The organism is Streptomyces kurssanovii, from assembly GCF_040677245.1.
In the GTDB taxonomy this organism is placed as follows: domain Bacteria; phylum Actinomycetota; class Actinomycetes; order Streptomycetales; family Streptomycetaceae; genus Streptomyces; species Streptomyces kurssanovii.
In genome coordinates this window covers 1-18,337 of record NZ_JBFAQK010000052.1, presented here as the reverse complement: position 1 = coordinate 18,337, position 18,337 = coordinate 1, and the positions used below count along the sequence as shown (strand labels likewise).

Below are 18,337 nucleotides of genomic sequence, written 5' to 3'. Positions count from 1 at the left end.
GCGGTACCGGGTCCGGGCGGAGCCCGGTTTCGGGAAGGGGCGGGGTGGGGAACAAGCCCCGCGCAGCGGCACCCCGGCCGTCACGCCGTCACACCACCGCGCCCCGCCCCGGATCATCGTTCTCGTCGTCGTCGCCGTGCGACATCCGCGCGACCAGCGTCGCGAAACCGCCCAGGAAGCCGCCGACGCACAGCGTCGTCAGCCACCACGTCATGTCCCACCGCAGGATCACCGCGATCAGCATCAGCACCGGTCCGCCGATCACCGCCAGCCACGCGAACTTCGACGTCACGTCGGCCTCCGGCAGCGGCGGGGGCTCGGGCGGGACGAAGTGGCCCTCGTCGCTGTCGTCGAAGTCGCCGTCGGACGGCTCCGTGACCTGGTAGTCGCGCGGCCCGCCGACGCCCGGTGCGAAGGTGACCGAGCTGCCCAGCGCCGGCTTGTCGTCGTCGGGCCGGGCCGCGGGCTCCGGCGCGGGATCCGGTGTGTCGTTCATGTCGCTCTCCAGGAGCGCCAGGTCCTCCACCGATTTGAACGGCTTCGCGCCCGGCGGGTCGGCCGGCTCGTCGCCGTATCCGGCGACGATGGCCGCCCAGGCCGCGTCCTCGTCGATCGGCTGCGGCTCACGGTCCGCGTCGTGCTGGTCAGCCACCGGTTGTGCTCCCTCCCAAGGCTTCCGGCGCGGGAGACCCCGTGGTCCCCGCGCTCGGAGCGAGCCGGCCGATGAACGCGTAACTCTCCTCGAAGATCCGCTCCGCATCGTGGTCCAACGTCGCGACGTGGTAGCTCTGTTCCAGCAGTATCTCGGTGACGTCCGTGGAGGAGACACGGCTGAGGATCCGGGCGGAGTCGGCGGCCGGGACGACATGGTCCTCGGGGCTGTGCAGCAGCAGCATCGGCTGCGTGACCTGCGGAAGCTCCCCGTCGACGATACGGAAGAACTGTCGCACCGAATGCGCGGCGTGCAGCGGCACCCGGTCGTACCCCAGCTCCTCCACGCCCTGCTTGGCGATGTCGCTGGTCAGGCCCTTCGTGGACGGCACCAGGTGACGCACCACGGGCAGCAGCGAAGCCATCGCGCCGTGGACCTTGTTCGCCGGATTGACGACGACGACGCCCCGCACCGCGTCGCCGTGCTTGGCGGCGAGCCGCAGCGTCAGGGCGCCGCCCATGGAGAGGCCGAAGACGAACACGTGCCGGCAGCGCTCGAGCAGCGAGCGCAGTTCCCTGTCCACCTCCGCGTACCAGTCCTGCCAGCCGGTGACCTGCATGTCCTGCCAGCGGGTGCCGTGACCGGGCAGCAGCGGCAGGGACACCGTGAGGCCCCGCTCCGCCAGATACTCGGCCCAGGGCCGCAGCGACTGCGGGGAGCCGGTGAATCCGTGACAGAGAAGGACGCCGACCTCGCCGCCGTCGTGGCGGTAGGGCTCGGCTCCAGGAAGGACCGGCACCGGGGTCTCCTGTTCGTGAGGTACGCGGGCGTACGGGAGGGTCGAGGGTGTACTTCACGGTACGCGACCGGACCGACACCGACCAGGGCCGTTCCGGCACGTGAGCACGGCGGTGACGGACCCGGAGCGGCGGACGCGGGCCGACCTCGGGATAAGGTCTGTTCGAAAGCAACAGGAGGCATTCGAGTTGATCTACGGCGCCATGAAGTTCTCCATCGGGGGTTCGCTGAAGCTTGCCTTCAGGCCCTGGGTGGAGGGTCTGGAGAACGTTCCGGCCGAGGGCCCCGCGATCCTCGCCAGCAACCACCTGTCGTTCTCCGACTCGTTCTTCCTCCCCGCTATGCTCGACCGCAAGGTCACCTTCATCGCCAAGGCGGAGTACTTCACCTCGCCGGGCGTGAAGGGCAGGCTGACGGCCGCGTTCTTCAAGGGCGTCGGCCAGCTGCCGGTGGACCGTTCGGGTGCCCGCGGAGCGGGCGAGGCGGCGATCAAGGCCGGGATCGACGTGATCGAGTCCGGTGGTTTGTTCGGCATCTACCCGGAGGGCACCCGTTCCCCCGACGGCCGCCTCTACCGCGGCAAGCCGGGCGGCCTCGCCCGTGTGGCGCTGGCCACCGGCGCGCCGGTGATCCCCGTCGCGATGATCGACACCGAGAAGATCCAGCCGCCCGGCAAGGTCGTCCCGAAGCTGATGCGCCCGGGTATCCGGATCGGCAAGCCGCTGGACTTCAGCCGCTACCACGGCATGGAGGGCGACCGCTTCATCCTGCGCTCGGTGACCGACGAGGTCATGTACGAGATCATGAAGCTGTCCGGCCAGGAGTACGTCGACATGTACGCGACGGCCGCGAAGCGTCAGATCGCCGACGCGGAGAAGGCGGAGAAGGCGGCCCGGGCCGAGGCGGAGAAGGCCGAGAAGGCCAAGAGGGCGCAGCGGCCCGCCGCCTGAGCGGCGCGGCACTGCTACGGGGTGGGGGAGATGGCCAAGCGCGAGCGTGTCGTGCGGATGTCGGTCGAGCTGCCGCTGTGGCGTGCCCTGACCGCGTACCGCGTGCTGACCATGGTCTACGCGGTGCTGCTCTTCGTCTTCACCCGGCAGAACTTCGAACGCCCGCTGGTGGCGGCCGGCTTCCTCGCGGTGATGGCCGTCTGGACCCTGGCCACCCTCCCCAAGGTCGCCAACGCGGCGCGCTGCACCAAAGGGTTCCTCGCCGCGGACCTGACCATCGCCCTCACCGGCATACTCCTCACCCCGCTTGCCGACGCGCACGCCCAGACCCACGACGGCCCCACCCTGCCGTCGATCTGGACGGCGGGCTCCGTCCTCGCCTTCGCCATCAAGGGCGGCTGGCGCTGGGCCGGTTTCGCCTCGTCCTTCGTCGCCGTCGCCAACATCATCGAGCGGGGCGAGCCCAGCCGGGACACCTTCCACAACGTCCTGCTGGTGTGGGTCGCCTCCATAGCGATCGGCTACGTCGTCGAGGTGGCCCGAGCCTCCGAGCGCACCCTCGCCCGTGCCCTGGAGATCGAGGCGGCGACCCGTGAGCGGGAGCGCCTGGCGCGCGACATCCACGACAGCGTTCTCCAGGTCCTCGCGATGGTGCAGCGCCGGGGCACGGCCCTGGGCGGCGAGGCGGCGGAGCTGGGCAGGATGGCGGGCGAGCAGGAGGTCGCGCTGCGCAGCCTGGTCGCCGGTGGTCTGGTCCCGGCGTCCCGGGTGTCGGAGGACGAGTCCGAGGGCGCGGTCGTACGGGTCGTGGACGTACCGGACGACGACGGGCCCGCGCGGCCCTGCGACCTGCGGACGCTGCTCGCCCCGCACGCCGGCGCGAAGGTGACGCTGTCGGAGCCCGGCGCCCCCGTCCTGATGGACGCTCCGGCGGCCCGCGAGCTGGCGGCGGCGGTCGGGGCCGCACTGGACAATGTGCACAGGCACGCGGGCCCGGACGCCCAGGCATGGATCCTGGTCGAGGACTGGCCCGACGAGGTGATCGTGACGGTCAGGGACGACGGCCCCGGCATCGCGGACGGCCGGCTCGCGCAGGCGGAGGGGGAGGGCCGGCTCGGAGTCGCCCAGTCCATCCGCGGGCGGCTGCGGGACCTCGGCGGCACGGCCGAGCTGCTGTCGGTCCCCGGTCAGGGCACGGAAGTAGAGCTCAGGATCCCACGGGGGAAGGCAGCGAAATGACGGATCAGCGGACGCTCAAGGTGATGGTGGTCGACGACCATCCGATGTGGCGGGACGCGGTGGCACGCGACCTCACGGAGGCCGGGTTCGACGTGGTCGCCACGGCGGGCGACGGTGCGCAGGCCGTGCGCCGGGCCAGGGCCGCCGCGCCCGACGTTCTCGTGCTCGACCTCAATCTGCCCGAGCTGCCGGGCGTGCAGGTGTGCAAGGAACTGGTCGGGGCGCTGCCCGGACTGCGTGTCCTGGTGCTGTCCGCCAGCGGCGAGCACGCGGACGTCCTCGAGGCGGTGAAGTCGGGCGCCACCGGCTATCTGCTGAAGTCGGCCAGCACGGAGGAGCTGACGGACGCGGTGCGCCGCACGGCTGTGGGCGATCCCGTCTTCACACCGGGTCTCGCGGGCCTGGTGCTCGGCGAGTACCGCCGGCTCGCCTCGGAGCCCGGTCCGCCGGCCGGTGCGGACGAGCCGAAGGCCCCGCAGCTGACGGACCGGGAGACCGAGGTACTGCGGCTGGTCGCCAAGGGGTTGTCGTACAAGCAGATCGCGGAGCGGCTGGTCATCTCCCACCGCACCGTCCAGAACCATGTGCAGAACACCCTGGGCAAGCTTCAGTTGCACAACCGCGTCGAGCTGGTGCGGTACGCGATCGAGCGCGGCCTGGACGACGTCTGACCGCCCGCCGGCCGGTTCGAGTTGTACCCGTACGAGTGAATGGCGGACGGTCAACGACCGCGCCACGCACAGGAATCGACCATTCGCCCCATCCCTGAGTGACCTGCGTCACCATTAGCGTGACGGTCACAGGGCTCATCTGGCGAAGGGAAGTTTCCATGCGCGTCGGAGTACTGACCGGGGGCGGCGACTGCCCCGGCCTCAACGCGGTCATCCGCGGCCTCGTCCGCAAGGGTGTGCAGGAGTACGGCTACGAGTTCGTCGGCTACCGCGACGGCTGGCGCGGACCGCTGGAAGGCGACACCGTCCCGCTCGACATCCCGGCCGTCCGCGGCATCCTTCCCCGCGGCGGCACGATCCTCGGCTCTTCCCGTACCAATCCGCTGAAGGAGGCGGACGGCGTCCGCCGGATCAAGGAGAACCTCGCCAAGCACGAGGTGGACGCCCTCGTCACCATCGGCGGCGAGGACACGCTCGGCGTCGCGGCGCGGCTCTGCGACGAGTACGGCATCAGCTGTGTCGGCGTACCCAAGACCATCGACAACGACCTGTCCGCCACCGACTACACCTTCGGCTTCGACACGGCGGTCGGCATCGCCACCGAGGCGATCGACCGGCTGCACACCACGGCCGAATCCCATATGCGTGTCCTCGTCGTGGAGGTGATGGGGCGTCACGCGGGCTGGATCGCCCTCCACTCCGGTCTCGCGGGCGGCGCCAACGTCATCCTCATCCCCGAGCAGCGTTTCGACGTCGACCAGGTCTGCGCCTGGGTCACCTCCCGTTTCAAGGCGAGTTACGCGCCGATCGTGGTGATCGCCGAGGGCGCGATGCCCAAGGACGGCGAGGCGGTCCTCAAGGACGGCACGCTCGACTCGTTCGGCCATGTCCGCCTCTCCGGCGTCGGCGAGTGGCTGGCCAAGGAGATCGAGAGCCGTACGGGCAAGGAGGCCCGCACCACCGTCCTCGGCCACGTCCAGCGCGGAGGCACCCCGAGCGCATTCGACCGCTGGCTCGCCACCCGCTTCGGGCTGCACGCCATCGACGCCGTGCGCGACGGGGACTTCGGCAAGATGGTCGCCCTCCAGGGCACCGACATCGTGCGGGTGCCGATCGCGGAGGCGACAGCCAAGCTCAAGACGGTCGACCCGAAGCTCTACGAGGAGGTCGGCGTCTTCTTCGGCTGACGCCGCGGTGGGCCGTATATTCGCGATATCCGGGTATTCGCGGGTATCCGGCCCACAGCTCGTGAACCGGGAGAGAACGTGGAAATCCTCGCCTACGGTGTCCAGGCCGACGAAAAGCCGCTCATCGAGAAGGCATTCGCGGATCTCCGCATGAGCGTCCGGTGCCTGGACGTGTTCCTCGACGCCGACACCGCCGCCATCGCCGCCGGCCACCAGGTGATCTCCACCAGCGTCAACGCCCAGTTGGACGCCGAGGTGCTGCGGCCCCTCGCCGCGGGCGGCACGAGGATGATCGCCCAGCGTTCCACCGGCTTCAACAACATCGACCTCGATGTGGCAGGGCGGCTCGGTCTCACCGTCGCCAGGGTGTCGTACTACTCGCCGTACTCCGTCGCCGAGTTCGCCTGGACGCTGGCCATGGCCGTCAACCGGCGTATCGTCCGCGCCGCCAACCGCACCCGCGACTTCGACTTCCGCCTCGACGGCCTGATGGGCCGGGACATGCGCGGCCGGACCGCCGGCGTGATCGGCACCGGCAAGATCGGAGAGGCATTCACCCGGATCGCCCACGGCTTCGGCATGCGGCTGCTCGGCCTGGACGTGGCGCCGAACCCCGTGTGCCTCGAACTGGGCATGGAATACGTCGACAAGGACGAACTCCTCGCCGCCGCGGACCTGGTCACCCTCCACGTACCGCTGCTGCCCGCCACCCGGCATCTCATCGGCGCCCGGGAGCTGCGCGCGATGAAGGACGACGCGATCCTGGTGAACTCCAGCCGCGGCGGCCTGATCGACAGCGACGCCCTCGTCGGCGAACTGCGCAAGGGGCGCTTCGCGGGGGTCGGCCTCGACGTGTACGAGGCGGAGGCCGGGCTGTTCTTCCTCGACAGGTCCATGGAGGCGGTCGACGACGACACCCTCGCCCGGCTGATGACGTTCCCCAACGTCCTCGTCACCTCCCACCAGGCGTACTACACCGTGGAAGCGGTCGCCCAGATCGTGGACACCACCGCCCGGAACATCAAGGACCACCTCGAGGGCCGGCGCAGCGAGAACGTGCTCGTCCCCGCCGCGCCCGCCCTCTGAGCGCCGTGTCCCTCAGCCGACCAGCACACCCGCCAGCAGCGACGCCGTCAGCGCCGCGCCGTTCATGGTCAGCACCGACTCCGGATGGAACTGCACGGACGCGAAACCGCTGCCGCGCAGCGCGTGCACGTCACCGGTCACCTCGTCCCGGCTGAGCTCGATCCGGTGCATGGCGAGTTCGGCCGCGGTGACCTCGTCGCAGCGCGCGGTGAAGCTGTTGTAGAAGCCGACCGTCTCCGGGCGGCCGAAGAAGTCGATCCGCTCCTGCGCCCCCTGGTACGGCTCGTCCTTGCGGACGGTCACCAGCCCCAGCTCCGCGGCCAGCACCTCATGGCCGAGGCACACACCCAGCAGACCGTGGCCGTGCCCCTTCAGCAGGTCGGCGGCGAGGGCCCGCAGGAAGCGCATCTTCGGGTCGGACGCGTCGGCCGGGTCGCCGGGGCCCGGTCCCAGCACCACGGGCCCCGGGTGGGCGAGGGCGCGCTCCCGCAGCCCCGGCGCGTCGTACCGCACCACGGTCACCTCCAGCCCGGTCGAGCGCAGCAGATGCGCCAGCATGGCGGTGAAGGTGTCCTCGCCGTCGACGACCAGGGCGTGCCCGGAGAGTCTCGCGGCCTGCTCCTGCATCCGCAGCCAGAACGGGGCGAGATCGGCCCGGCGGGAGTCCAGGGCCGCCCGCACGCGTGGATCGTCCGCCAGACGCGGCGCCGGCCCCCCGGCGTCGGACCGCCCCGGCCGCACTCCCAGCGCGGCGAGCACGCCCGCGGCCTTGGCGTGTGTCTCCGCGACCTCGCCGGCCGGGTCGGAGTGCCGCACCAGCGTCGCCCCGACCGGCACCCGCAGTGTGCCCGTGGCGTCGATGTCGGCGGTACGGATCAGGATGGGCGAGTCCAGCGTCTGCGCGCCGGAGGCGTCCGTGCCGATCAGTGCCAGCGCGCCCGCGTAGTAGCCGCGGCCGCCCACCTCGTGGCGCTCGATGACCCGGCAGGCGTTCTGCAGGGGCGAGCCCGTGACCGTGGCGGCGAACATCGTCTCCTTCAGCACCTCGCGCACGTCGAGGGACGAGCGTCCCCGCAACTCGTACTCGGTGTGGGCGAGATGAGCCATCTCCTTCAGCCGGGGCCCCACCACGACCCCGCCCATGTCGCCGACCGTGCACATCATCTTCAGCTCCTCGTCGACCACCATGGAGAGCTCCTCGCGCTCCTTGCGGTCGTCCAGGAAGGCGAGCAGCGCCTCGGCGGTCGGCCCCCCGGGCGGATACCGGAAGGTCCCGCTGATCGGGTTCATCACGACCGTGCCGCCGGTCATGCGCACATGCACCTCCGGGCTCGCCCCCACCAGCGTGCGGTCGCCCGTGTGGACCACGAAGGTCCAGTACGCGCCGCGTTCGCCGGTCAGCAGGCGCCGGAACAGTGCGAGCGCGTCGGCCCGGCCGAAGCCGTCGATCTGCCCGGTGAAGGTGCGCCGGATCACGAAGTTGGCGCCTTCACCCTGCCCGATCTCGTCCTCGACGACCCGCCGCACGATGTCCGCGTACTCCTCGTCGCCGACGTCGAACGTGCCGCCCTCGACCCGTACCTCGTGCCGGGGGAGCTCCTCCAGGACCTGCCCGAGGGCGAGTTCATGGCTTTCGCGGGCGACCAGCACCGCGAGGGGCGTGCCGTCGTCGGTCACGTCGAAGCCGCGTTCCGCGATCTGGCGGAAGGGCACGAGCGCCAGGGAGGGATGCCCGCCCACCGGGATGTCGGCCAGGCGGGCGGCCTCGTGGACGTCGCCGATCAGGACCTCGACGGTGCCGTGGTCGCGGCCGGGGGTACGGCGGTGCAGCAGGGCGAACGGGGGGCAGTCGTCGTCGAGCAGTCGTCCGATGAGCATGCGGGGTGTTCCTTCCGGGAGAGGAGGAACGGCCGCTGTCGGGAAAACAGTGAAGGCCGCCCCTCGGGCGGCCTTCGCGATCGGTGCTGCGCGCGATCAGGAAGCAGTGGGCCGCCGGAGTGCGGTCCACCACCAGTTCTGGATCTGCTGCGCGAACATGACGCCGACGATAACGCATCCGCCCGCGCCTGCGGGGCACGTCCCACGATGAGGACGGCCCCGCCGACGCGGGCGGAGTGTGCGAGGTGCGCGGGTCAGATCAGCGTGTTGTAGATCTGCCAGCCGTTGCCGACCGAGGTCCGGGCGGCGAAGGGAGACGTCGGGACGCCGGTGCCCTTGTAGAACCACAGGGCGCCGGACGGCTCACGGCCGACCATGTCGGCGATGCCGTCCTTGTTCAGGTCCCCGGTGGAGACCAGCATGTTGAACATGTTCCAGCCGCCGCCGACCCGGATGCGCGCTGCGAACGGAGCCGCCCCGTTGCCGGTGCCCCGGTAGAACCACAGGTAGCCGGACGTGTCCCGGCCGACCGCGTCGGCCTTGCCGTCCTTGTCGAGGTCACCGGTGGCGACGAGCATGTTGTACGTCTGCCAGCCGTCGCCGACCTTGGTGCGGCGGGCGAAGGGGGCGGACGGGACGCCGGTGCCCTTGTAGAACCACAGGGCGCCGGACGGCTCACGGCCGACCATGTCGGCGATGCCGTCGCCGTCGAGGTCCTGCGAGCCGACGATCATGTTGAACATGTTCCAGCCGGGGCCGACGTTGACGCGGGCCCGGAACGGCTGGTTCTTGTTGCCGCTGCCCTTGTAGTACCAGAGGTAGCCGGAGCCGTCCCTGGCCACCATGTCACCGGTGCCGTCGGCACGGAGCGGTCCGAGATCGGTGATGGCGTTGTAGCCCTGCCAGCCGCCGCCGATCCGGTAGCGCGAGTAGAACGGCGTCGTCGCGCTGCCGGTGCCCTGGTACTGGTACAGCGAGCCGCCGGTGTCGCGGGCGAGCACGTTGAACCGGGTGGTGCCGGGATCGGGAGCGGTGGGGGTGGCCTCCACGACGTCGGCCGCCTTCACCCAGGTGATCTTGTGGTGGAAGCGGATCGGCACGTAGAGCGTGTCGCCTATGACGTTCTTCTGCGCGGAGCCGAACCAGTCGTCGCCCCTCACCGCCGGGCCGGCCTTCACATAGGCCTGGCCGGCGGCGAAGGTGAACTTCGTCAGGTGGGCGTTCTCGTCACCGGGCGCCTCGAGGCCCGCGGCGGTGTAGGCGGCGGTCTCCGGGAAGGAGCGCCCGTAGACGTCGGCCGAGGTCGCACCGGCCTTCACCTTGATGCTCGTGGCATTGGCCACCGGAACGGTGTACTGGCCGCCCGGGTTGTAGAACCAGGCCTTCTTGCCCGCGTACCAGATTGCCGTCCAGTTGGTCCTAGCCTCGGCGACGACGTAGCTGCCACCGGCACGGACCTTGTTCCCGTAGTTCGAGCCCTCGGACCAGAGGGAGGTGAAATACGGGTCGGTCAGCGTCGACGCGCTCGTCGAGGGCGAGGTGTAGAGGTAGCCGAAGTTGGACGGTCGGGCGGTGACCGCGTTGCCACCGACGGTGAGCTTGGGCTGGTTCGCCGTGGTGAACGGGGGAACGACACGGACCACTTGGCCGGCCGCGAGCGGACCGCCCGCGCCCTGGTCGCCCTGCCGGGCGCCCATCAGGCCCATGTAGTGGTTCCAGTCCCAGTACGGGCCCGCGTCCCAGTGGAGATTGGCCATGCCGGCGTCCGTCTGGAGCGCCACCTCGTCATGGCCGATAATGTGGTCGCGGTCCAGCGGCACGTTGTACTTGGTGGCCAGGAACTTCACCAGGTCGGCCGAGGACTGGTACTGGGACTCGGTGTACCACTTGCCTTCCTTGATCGCGTAGCCCTCGTGCTCCACGCCGATCGAGTGCATGTTGTGGGTCCAGTTGCCCGCGTGCCACGCCAGGTGCTTGTTCTCGATCATCTGGGTGACCAGACCGTCCGAGGCGCGGATCAGATAGTGCGCGCTGCCCGGGACATCCGGGTTCGTGAGCGCCGCGAGCGAGCCGTCGTAGCCGCCCTCGGTGTCGTGGATGACGATCTGGCGGATGTCCACACCCTGGTTCGGGCGGTCGGCGAGCGTGTAGTTGCGCTTGCCCGTGCTCGACGTGCGGGACGGCACGAAGTTGCAGTTCAGGCCGGTGGGGCACTCGAGCGTCGGCTCCGCCGTGGTGGAGGCGTGGCTCACCGCCAGCGGGACGTTCGCGGGCTTGACGGGCCGGACCGACGGGTCGGCCGGCAGGGAGACCTGCTCGCCGTCCAGGGTGAGCTCCTGCTCACCCGTCTTGATCGACTCGAAGACGCGCTTGGCGAAGAGGTCGGCGCCCTTCTTGTCCGGCGACTGGCTGTAGCGGGCCACTGCCGGGTACCAGGCGCCAGGGTCGTCGGACAGCTCCGCGCCGGCCTCCTTCTGGTACTCCGCGAGCAGAGCCGCGCCGGCCCGGATGGACTCGGAGGTGTCGCTCTGGACCGCCTCGGGGGAGCTGTCGATCAGCTCGGCGGCCTTGTCCACGGTGTGGAGCCGGGGGTCGTCGGTGTCGACGGTCGCCTCGGCCAGAATCCGACGGACCTTGGCGGGATCGAAGGACTTCTCGATCTCCGGCTTGCCGCTGCCGTTGAAGTGGGCGACGGCCTCCTCGCCGGCCTCGTCCGTCTCGATGTCCTCCGGGTCGACGTCCGTCAGACCCATCACGTTGTACGCGCCGGTGACGCTCGGCTCGCCCTCGTGGTCCTCCCAGCGCGTCTGCCGGTACGAGACCGCCATCAGCACGCTCTGGGGTACGTCGAACTCGCGCGCCGCCTCCGCGAACTGGCTCTGGAGCGACTCGTTCCGGCTGCCCTTGTCGTCGCCGAGACCGACGAGGTCGGGCGATGCCACCGCGACCGTTCCGATCGTGGCAGTGGCGACGACTGCCGCCGCCACCCCGTAGAAGAGCCGTTTCTTCTTGCGATCTCTGCGGTGCCCCTGGCTCACGCCCACCCCTGGTCCGTCTTGTGTTGTGATCCGTTTCGAAAACGCGCCGCAGGGTAACACCACTCGATCGGGTGAACGTCGTCGAGGGACATTTCGGACGGCTGTCTCAGTCGCTGGGCACGCGGCCGGACAGGTGGCGGGAAGCCGTAGGGTTGTGCTGTGACCGTGAACGCTAAGACCACCGCTACCGGTGGCAACACCTGGCGAAACCTGCCCGCGGCGCAGCAGCCCGAGTACCCCGATGCCGAGGCTCTGCGCGATGTGATCGCGGACCTCGAGTCGTATCCGCCGCTCGTTTTCGCGGGCGAGTGCGACCAGCTGCGCGCCCGGATGGGAGCCGTCGCCAAGGGCGAGGCGTTCCTGCTCCAGGGCGGCGACTGCGCCGAGGCCTTCGACGCCGTCTCCGCCGACCACATCCGGAACAAGCTGAAGACCCTGCTCCAGATGGGCGCGGTCCTCACCTACGCCGCGTCCGTCCCCGTGGTGAAGGTCGGCCGCATCGCCGGCCAGTACTCGAAGCCGCGCTCCAAGCCCACCGAGACCCGCGACGGCGTGACCCTGCCGACCTACCGCGGCGACTCCGTCAACGGCTTCGACTTCACCGAAGAGGCCCGCATCCCGGACCCCGAGCGCCTCAAGCGGATGTACAACGCCTCCGCCTCGACGCTCAACCTGGTGCGTGCCTTCACCACCGGCGGTTACGCGGACCTGCGCCAGGTGCACGCCTGGAACCAGGACTTCGTGAAGTCGTCCCCCTCCGGCCAGCGCTACGAGCAGCTCGCCCGTGAGATCGACAACGCGCTGAACTTCATGAAGGCCTGCGGCACCGACCCGGCCGAGTTCCGCACGGTCGAGTTCTTCTCCTCCCACGAGGCCCTGCTGCTGGACTACGAGTCGGCCCTGACCCGGACCGACTCCCGCACCGGCCGGCTGTACAACACCTCGGGCCACATGGTCTGGGTCGGTGAGCGCACCCGCCAGCTGGACGGCGCGCACATCGAGTTCGCCTCCAGGATCAGCAACCCGATCGGCATCAAGCTCGGGCCGACGACGACGGTGGACGAGGCGCTGACCTACATCGACCGTCTCGACCCCGACCGTGAGCCGGGCCGGCTGACCTTCATCGTCCGCATGGGCGCCGACAAGGTCCGCGACAAGCTCCCCGAGCTGGTCGAGAAGGTCACGGCCTCCGGCGCGACCGTGGCGTGGGTGACCGACCCGATGCACGGCAACACCTTCGAGGCGGCGTCCGGCCACAAGACCCGCCGCTTCGACGACGTGCTCGACGAGGTCAAGGGCTTCTTCGAGGTCCACAAGGCGCTCGGCACCCACCCCGGCGGCATTCACGTCGAGCTCACCGGTGACGACGTCACCGAGTGCGTGGGCGGCGGCGACGAGATCTTCGTCGACGACCTGCACCAGCGCTACGAGACGGCCTGCGACCCCCGGCTGAACCGCAGCCAGTCCCTGGACCTGGCGTTCCTCGTCGCGGAGATGTACCGCGACCAGTAGCCGAGGCGATGTGCCGGTGGGGCGTGGATCGATGTGATCCATGCCCCACCGGCATATTCGGGGCTTTTACCGGCCCGGGGCTGCGGGTAAGGTTAGGTTAGCCTCACCGATCATCGGGACGGCGACAACCAATCGATCCCGGGAGGTGAACCGCGTGTACGTCTGCTCGTGCTTCGGCATCACGGAGAAGCAGGTCAAGGAGCATGCGGATGCCGGTGCCTGCACCCCCCGGCAGATCGCGTCCGTGTCCAAGGCCGGCACCGACTGCGGTTCCTGTGTGCGGCGCATCCAGGGAATCCTGGGCCGTGGCGCCTGCCCCCGCCGTGAGCTGCTGGAGCAAGGCAACGGCGCGTCCGTCCTGGCCTCGGAGCCGGACGGCGGTACCGGGCCCGCGCTCGGCGAAGCCGCCTAGGCCGGGCCCGGCCCGGTTCCGCCGGCCGTCGCTCGTCGCCTAGGACTCCGGCTGCTCGATCAGCTGGGCGATGTACAGCGCCTCACCGAGCTTGTCGACCAGGTCCAGCTGGGTGTCGAGGTAGTCGATGTGGTGCTCCTCGTCCGCGAGGATCGACTCGAAGATGTTCGCCGAGGTGACATCGCCCTTCGCGCGCATGACGTCGATTCCGCGCTTGAGGCGGTCGATCGCCTCCACCTCGACCTGCCGGTCGGCCTGGAACATCTCGGTGACCGTCTGCCCGACGCGCACATGGAACAGCCGCTGGTAGTTCGGCAGACCGTCCAGGAAGAGGATCCGGTCGGTGAGCACCTCCGCGTGCTTCATCTCGTCGAACGACTCGGCCCGGGTGTATTTGGCGAGCTTCGTCCAGCCGAAGTTCTCCTGCATCTTCGCGTGCAGGAAGTACTGGTTGATCGCGGTCAGCTCGGCAGTCAGCTGCTCGTTGAGGAACTCGAGGACCTCGGGGTCGCCCTGCATCGCAGAGGCTCCTTCCACGCGTACGTCTGGGCAGGTTCGCGCATCCTTGCACCGCGACACGGGAGCGTCCAGTAAGTGCATGCTTAGTAGGAGTTGCCCGAATCGGCCCAGACCTGGTCATGACCACCCCTCCCGGTCTGTCACCATTGAAGGCATGGGTCAGCCGGAGAGCCGGGAATACCGCGCACCAGAGGAGTCCGAGCTTCCGCCGGGGCAGCGACTCCAGCGAGGCTGGCCCGTCACCCACTACGGACCTGTACCCAAGTTCAAGCCGGACCGCTGGGAGTTCAGGGTCTTCGGCGCCACCGCCGACGGTGAGAAGCACTGCTGGAACCACGAGGAGTTCTCGGCGCTTCCCTACGCGAGCGTAGTCGGCGATCTGCACTGCGTGACGAAGTTCAGCATGCTGGGGGCCGAATGGGGCGGTGTGCCCGCCCGTACGATCGTGGAGCTCGCCCCGCCGGCGCCCTCCGTCAGTCATGTGATGGTCTGGGCGGAGTACGGCTTCAGCGCCAATCTGCGCCTCTCCGACTTCGTCGCGGAACGCACGATCTTCGCCACCCACAAGGACGGCGAACTGCTGACCGCGGAGCACGGCTTCCCGCTGCGTCTGGTGGTCCCGCACCTGTACGCCTGGAAGGGGCCCAAGTGGGTCCGGGGTGTGGAGTACATGACGGCCGACCGCCGTGGCTTCTGGGAGGAGCGGGGCTATCACAACCTCGGCGATCCCTGGCGGGAGCAGCGGTACTCGTACCAGGAGGAACCCGGGGACGGCCCGGAGCTCTGAGCCCCGGGCCGTGAGGTCCGCCGTGGGAGACGTCGGTGGTACCGACGTCAGTGGTACTGGTGGACCACCGCGTGACCCTTGCCGCGGCCGATCATCCACTTGTTCACTGGAGTGGTGACCACGAACGCGACGAGGAACGCGAACGCGAGCGCGCCCCAGAAGAGGAAGTCGGCCAGATGGGCGTCCATCGCGCCCGGGACGAGGAGCAGCACGCCGTTGTCGACGATCTCCATGACCGTGATGGAGATGGTGTCCGCGGCGAGTGCCACGCCGATCGCCGCCTTCAGGCTCAGGCCGGCCCGCAGGACCGCCCACAGGGTCAGCGAGTAGCCGAAGAGGAAAGCCAGCGCGATGGCGAGGATCATCGTGGGGGCGGTGCCCCAGCCCAGCGCCGTACCGATGATCATGCCGAGCACCTCGCCGATGGCGCAGCCGGTGAGGCAGTGCAGGGTCGCCTTGGCCGCCATGCTCCAGCTCGCCCTGCCCGGGCCCTGTGCGTGGCCGTGGTGCCCGTGCTCCGAGTGGTCCATGTGCGTCTCGTGCTGCATGGCGTGCCCCCAATATGCGGTAGCGGTTCCTGCCGACCAGTAGGAACCGTATACCCCCTCGGGGTATTCCGCAGAGTCTCAGCGAAGTTCTTTCAGCCGCGCAACGTCCGCGGCATGTCCCTCCTTGCCACCGGGCGTCTCGATGACCAGAGGCACGCCCTCGGTGGCGGGATGCGACATCAGCGCGCGGAACGGTTCCTCGCCGATGTGGCCCGAGCCGATGTTCTCGTGACGGTCCTTGTGTGCCCCGGCGATGTCCTTCGAGTCATTCGCGTGGATCAGCTTCAGCCGCCCTTGGCCCACCGTTTCCACCAGCAGATCCAGTGTCCGCGCCATCCCCCCGGGCGCCGCAAGGTCGTGCCCGGCCGCGAAGATGTGGCAGGTGTCCAGGCAGACGCCCAGCTTGGGATGCGCGTCGAGTGCCTCGAAGTAGGGACCGAAGTCCCAGGTACGGGAGCAGAGCGAGGAGCCCTGGCCGGCCGTCGACTCCAGAAGCAGAAACGGATCGTCGTCATGCGTCAGTTCGTCCAGCAGCGGCAGCATCCGCTCCCGCACCTGGGCCAGCGCCACCTCACGGGCGCGGCCCCCCGTCGCCGAACCCGTGTGCACCACCACGCCTCGGGCGCCGATCTCCCGGGCCCGGCGCAGCGAGTGCCTCAAGGAGAGGACGGACTGCTCGACGGTGGCTTCGGTGTGAGAACCGAAGTTGATCAGATAGGGGGCGTGCACCCAGGCCGAGACGCCCTCGGCCGCGCACTCGGCCCGGAACTTCTCGTCCTGGGCCGGATTCCCCTTGGGCGTCGCCCAGCCCCGCGGATTGGCCACGAAGACCTGCACGGTCTCCGCCTCCAGTTCCCTCGCGTAGGTGAGTCCGGTCGTGGCGAGGCCGCCGGCCACGGGAACGTGGCCGCCGACAGGGTTGCGCATGAGAACTAGAGCCCCTTGGTCTTGATCGTGATCGTGCTGCCTTCCGGCGCCTGGCCGCCGCCCTCGACGGACTGGCTCTCGACCTCGTCACCGAGGAACGGGAAGTTCTTCTCGACCTTCACCACGAAGCCGGCTTCCTCCAGCTCGGCGGTGGCGTCGTCCACCTTGTCACCGACCACGTCCGGCACGTCCACCATCCGCGGGCCCTTGGAGACCGTCAGCGTGACCGTGTCGCCGCGGGCCAGCCTGGCCCCCTCGGCGGCCGACTGCCGGGCGACGGCACCGGCCTCCTGCTCGGAGTGGATCCGCTCGTCGGCGACCTTCACCTTCAGACCTGCTTCCTCGAGCTCGGCCGTCGCGTCCTCGACGGAGTCACCCGTCACATCAGGCATGTCGATCGGCGCACCCTTGCTGACGACGATCGACACGGCGGTGTCGGGGCTCCGGCCGCTGCCGGCGGCCGGGTCGGTACGGATCACCGAACCCTGGGCGACGCTCTCGTCGAACTCCCTGGTCACCACGCCCGGCGCCAGCCCCACCTTGCGCAGCTCGCGCTCGGCCTCCGCCAGCGGCCTGCCGGACACCTCGGGAACCTTCACGATCTCCGGACCGCGGGAGACGGTGATCGTCACGGAGCCGTTGCCCCGTATCCGCTCGTTCGTGCCCGGGTCGCTGTTGATGACGGTGCCGCGGGCCACTGTCTCGCTGAAGTCGTGGCGGACGGTCTTCAGGTCCAGGCCCGCCTTGTCGAGCGCCTCCCGGGCCTGCTGCTCGCTCTTGCCGATCAGCGGGGGGACACGGGTGAACTGGCCGGAGTTGATGTACCAGACGCCCGCACCCACACCGATGACGGTGATCACCGCGAGCAGCAGCGCGAACAGGCCGCGGCGCGACATCGGCAGGCCCCGGCCGGCCGGACGCACCGGCTCGGGCTCGGGCCGCTCCGGAGGCGGCAGGATCAGCCGGGCCGTGTGGTGCACCCCGGGCTCCGCGTCGGCCGGTGCCCGCACAATGACGTCCGTACGGTCCTCGTCGGACGCGTCGCCGTCCGATCCGCCGTCCGCCGGTTCCCCGGTGCGGGCCCGCGGGGGAACCGCGTCCAGCTGCTCGTCGCCGAGCGCCGCCCGCGCCTCACGCGCCTGGGCAAGCAGGGCCACCGCGTCGTGCGGGCGGACATCGGGATTACGGGCGGTCGCGCTCGCCACCAGCTCGTCCAGCTCGACGGCGAGCCCCGGGAAGAGCGCGGACGGCGCCGGGACGTCCGCGTTCAGGTGCTGGAACAGCACCTGGGCCGGAGTGTCACCGGCGTGCGGCTTGGCGCCCGTCAGCATCTCGTAGAGGACGACCCCGCACGCGTACACATCGGCGCGGGTGTCCGCCGTGCCGTACTCGATCTGCTCCGGCGCGAGATAGGAGACGGTGCCGAGGACCGTGCCCGAGGTGTTGGTCACGGAACCGACCGCGCGCACCAGGCCGAAGTCGGCGACCTTGACCCGGCCGTCGTCCCCTATCAGCACGTTCTCCGGCTTCATGTCCCGGTGCACGAACCCGGCCCGGTGCGCGGCGCCGAGCGCGGCCAGCACGGGCTCCAGGATGTCGAGCGCGGCCCGCGGCTGGAGCGCGCCGCGCTCACGCAGGACGTCACGGAGGGTGCAGCCCTCCACGTACTCCATCGCCAGATACACGTACGCGCCCTGGGCGCCCTGGTCGAAGACCCCGACCACGTTCGGGTGCGCCAGCCGTGCGACGGACTTCGCCTCGCGGATGAACCGCTCCACGAACGTGACGTCCGTGGCGAGATCCGGATGCATCACCTTGAGAGCGAGCACCCGGTCGAGCCGGGTGTCGACGGCCCGGTAGACCGTGGCCATGCCGCCGACGGCGATGCGCGCATCGACGCGGTAGCGGCCGTCGAGCACCTGCCCGACGAGAGGGTCCTGGAGGGTCGTATCCACGCGCCGATTCTACGAGCCGCGAAGACGGGGTCCGACGGGTCGGACGCGGGTGGGGCCGGACTGCAGCCGAGCTGTGACGCGGGGGTGGCGGGCGGGCGGCCGCTGCGCGGGGCCGTTTCCCCAACCCGCCCCTTCCCGAACCGGGGGCTCCGCCCCCGGACCCCCGCGCCTCAATCGC

At 70.0% G+C, this 18,337-nt stretch carries 17 protein-coding genes; 8 read left to right on the top strand and 9 right to left on the bottom strand.

Annotated features, from left to right (window positions below):
• Window positions 1-88: 88 nt before the first annotated feature.
• The gene (locus AB0K36_RS27135; RefSeq protein ID WP_435877946.1) at window positions 89-760 is read right to left on the bottom strand and encodes a hypothetical protein; all 672 of its coding nucleotides are present in this window, start codon (window positions 758-760) and stop codon (window positions 89-91) included.
• Window positions 645-1,451, bottom strand: a complete 807-nt coding sequence (locus AB0K36_RS27130; RefSeq protein ID WP_189475550.1) for an alpha/beta hydrolase — start codon at window positions 1,449-1,451, stop codon at window positions 645-647. The genes AB0K36_RS27135 and AB0K36_RS27130 overlap by 116 nt, the downstream gene beginning before the upstream one ends.
• A 187-nt stretch (window positions 1,452-1,638) precedes the next feature.
• On the opposite strand from AB0K36_RS27130, the gene AB0K36_RS27125 reads away from it, so the two are divergent.
• The 5 genes from AB0K36_RS27125 to AB0K36_RS27105 all read left to right on the top strand — a co-directional run bounded on the left by AB0K36_RS27125 (window position 1,639) and on the right by AB0K36_RS27105 (window position 6,583).
• A complete protein-coding gene (locus tag AB0K36_RS27125) occupies window positions 1,639-2,400 on the top strand; it encodes a lysophospholipid acyltransferase family protein (protein WP_364599377.1) in 762 nt (253 codons plus the stop codon).
• 30 nt (window positions 2,401-2,430) lie between these two features.
• Window positions 2,431-3,639 carry a MacS family sensor histidine kinase gene (macS, locus tag AB0K36_RS27120; protein ID WP_364599376.1) on the top strand — a complete coding sequence of 403 codons (1,209 nt, stop codon included), beginning with the start codon at window positions 2,431-2,433 and terminating at the stop codon, window positions 3,637-3,639.
• Window positions 3,636-4,310, top strand: coding sequence for a response regulator (locus AB0K36_RS27115; RefSeq protein ID WP_364599375.1), 675 nt, complete (start codon window positions 3,636-3,638; stop codon window positions 4,308-4,310). Before macS ends, AB0K36_RS27115 begins: the two co-directional genes overlap by 4 nt.
• Window positions 4,311-4,468: 158 nt before the next feature.
• A complete protein-coding gene (locus AB0K36_RS27110) occupies window positions 4,469-5,497 on the top strand; it encodes a 6-phosphofructokinase (protein ID WP_364599373.1) in 1,029 nt (342 codons plus the stop codon).
• A gap of 78 nt (window positions 5,498-5,575) precedes the next feature.
• Window positions 5,576-6,583 carry a 2-hydroxyacid dehydrogenase gene (locus AB0K36_RS27105; RefSeq protein ID WP_364599371.1) on the top strand — a complete coding sequence of 336 codons (1,008 nt, stop codon included), beginning with the start codon at window positions 5,576-5,578 and terminating at the stop codon, window positions 6,581-6,583.
• 12 nt (window positions 6,584-6,595) lie between these two features.
• Here the strand turns inward: AB0K36_RS27105 and AB0K36_RS27100 are convergent, their stop codons facing one another.
• The 3 genes from AB0K36_RS27100 to AB0K36_RS27090 all read right to left on the bottom strand — a co-directional run bounded on the left by AB0K36_RS27100 (window position 6,596) and on the right by AB0K36_RS27090 (window position 11,499).
• Window positions 6,596-8,461, bottom strand: a complete 1,866-nt coding sequence (locus AB0K36_RS27100; RefSeq protein ID WP_364599369.1) for an anthranilate synthase family protein — start codon at window positions 8,459-8,461, stop codon at window positions 6,596-6,598.
• Between the two features lie 96 nt (window positions 8,462-8,557).
• Entirely contained in the window at window positions 8,558-8,620 is a 63-nt protein-coding gene (locus AB0K36_RS27095; RefSeq protein ID WP_159695253.1) for a trp operon leader peptide, read from the bottom strand.
• A 95-nt stretch (window positions 8,621-8,715) separates the two neighbouring features.
• Window positions 8,716-11,499, bottom strand: coding sequence for an N-acetylmuramoyl-L-alanine amidase (locus tag AB0K36_RS27090; protein ID WP_364599367.1), 2,784 nt, complete (start codon window positions 11,497-11,499; stop codon window positions 8,716-8,718).
• A gap of 165 nt (window positions 11,500-11,664) precedes the next feature.
• Here AB0K36_RS27090 and AB0K36_RS27085 point away from each other — a divergent pair, with 165 nt between their 5' ends.
• Window positions 11,665-13,011 (top strand): class II 3-deoxy-7-phosphoheptulonate synthase, encoded by a 1,347-nt coding sequence (locus AB0K36_RS27085; protein ID WP_189475603.1) that lies wholly within the window; start codon window positions 11,665-11,667, stop codon window positions 13,009-13,011.
• Window positions 13,012-13,156: 145 nt separating this feature from the next.
• Window positions 13,157-13,423 (top strand): (2Fe-2S)-binding protein, encoded by a 267-nt coding sequence (locus tag AB0K36_RS27080; RefSeq protein WP_364599365.1) that lies wholly within the window; start codon window positions 13,157-13,159, stop codon window positions 13,421-13,423.
• A 39-nt stretch (window positions 13,424-13,462) separates the two neighbouring features.
• On the opposite strand, the gene bfr is transcribed toward AB0K36_RS27080, so the two are convergent.
• Window positions 13,463-13,942 carry a bacterioferritin gene (gene bfr, locus AB0K36_RS27075; RefSeq protein ID WP_189475531.1) on the bottom strand — a complete coding sequence of 160 codons (480 nt, stop codon included), beginning with the start codon at window positions 13,940-13,942 and terminating at the stop codon, window positions 13,463-13,465.
• Between the two features lie 154 nt (window positions 13,943-14,096).
• On the opposite strand from bfr, the gene AB0K36_RS27070 reads away from it, so the two are divergent.
• Window positions 14,097-14,729 (top strand): sulfite oxidase-like oxidoreductase, encoded by a 633-nt coding sequence (locus AB0K36_RS27070; RefSeq protein WP_364599363.1) that lies wholly within the window; start codon window positions 14,097-14,099, stop codon window positions 14,727-14,729.
• Between the two features lie 47 nt (window positions 14,730-14,776).
• On the opposite strand, the gene AB0K36_RS27065 is transcribed toward AB0K36_RS27070, so the two are convergent.
• From AB0K36_RS27065 to pknB, 3 genes are all read right to left on the bottom strand, one after another.
• Complete coding sequence (locus tag AB0K36_RS27065) at window positions 14,777-15,277, bottom strand: DUF4396 domain-containing protein (protein ID WP_364599361.1); 501 nt, start codon at window positions 15,275-15,277, stop codon at window positions 14,777-14,779.
• A 78-nt stretch (window positions 15,278-15,355) separates the two neighbouring features.
• Window positions 15,356-16,204: a deoxyribonuclease IV gene (locus AB0K36_RS27060; protein ID WP_364599359.1), complete on the bottom strand. Its 849-nt coding sequence runs from the start codon at window positions 16,202-16,204 to the stop codon at window positions 15,356-15,358.
• Between the two features lie 5 nt (window positions 16,205-16,209).
• Window positions 16,210-18,159, bottom strand: coding sequence for a Stk1 family PASTA domain-containing Ser/Thr kinase (pknB, locus tag AB0K36_RS27055; RefSeq protein ID WP_364599357.1), 1,950 nt, complete (start codon window positions 18,157-18,159; stop codon window positions 16,210-16,212).
• Window positions 18,160-18,337: the final 178 nt, after the last annotated feature.

Excerpts from the sequence above, each read along its gene's own strand:
- AB0K36_RS27110 (WP_364599373.1), top strand. The coding sequence starts at position 4,469 with ATGCGCGTCGGAGTACTGACCGGGGGCGGCGACTGCCCCGGCCTCAAC.
- AB0K36_RS27065 (WP_364599361.1), bottom strand. The coding sequence starts at position 15,277 with ATGCAGCACGAGACGCACATGGACCACTCGGAGCACGGGCACCACGGC.
- AB0K36_RS27060 (WP_364599359.1), bottom strand. The coding sequence starts at position 16,204 with ATGCGCAACCCTGTCGGCGGCCACGTTCCCGTGGCCGGCGGCCTCGCC.
- AB0K36_RS27100 (WP_364599369.1), bottom strand. The coding sequence starts at position 8,461 with ATGCTCATCGGACGACTGCTCGACGACGACTGCCCCCCGTTCGCCCTG.
- macS (WP_364599376.1), top strand. The coding sequence starts at position 2,431 with ATGGCCAAGCGCGAGCGTGTCGTGCGGATGTCGGTCGAGCTGCCGCTG.
- AB0K36_RS27135 (WP_435877946.1), bottom strand. The coding sequence starts at position 760 with ATGCGGAGCGGATCTTCGAGGAGAGTTACGCGTTCATCGGCCGGCTCG.
- AB0K36_RS27115 (WP_364599375.1), top strand. The coding sequence starts at position 3,636 with ATGACGGATCAGCGGACGCTCAAGGTGATGGTGGTCGACGACCATCCG.
- AB0K36_RS27070 (WP_364599363.1), top strand. The coding sequence starts at position 14,097 with ATGGGTCAGCCGGAGAGCCGGGAATACCGCGCACCAGAGGAGTCCGAG.
- bfr (WP_189475531.1), bottom strand. The coding sequence starts at position 13,942 with ATGCAGGGCGACCCCGAGGTCCTCGAGTTCCTCAACGAGCAGCTGACT.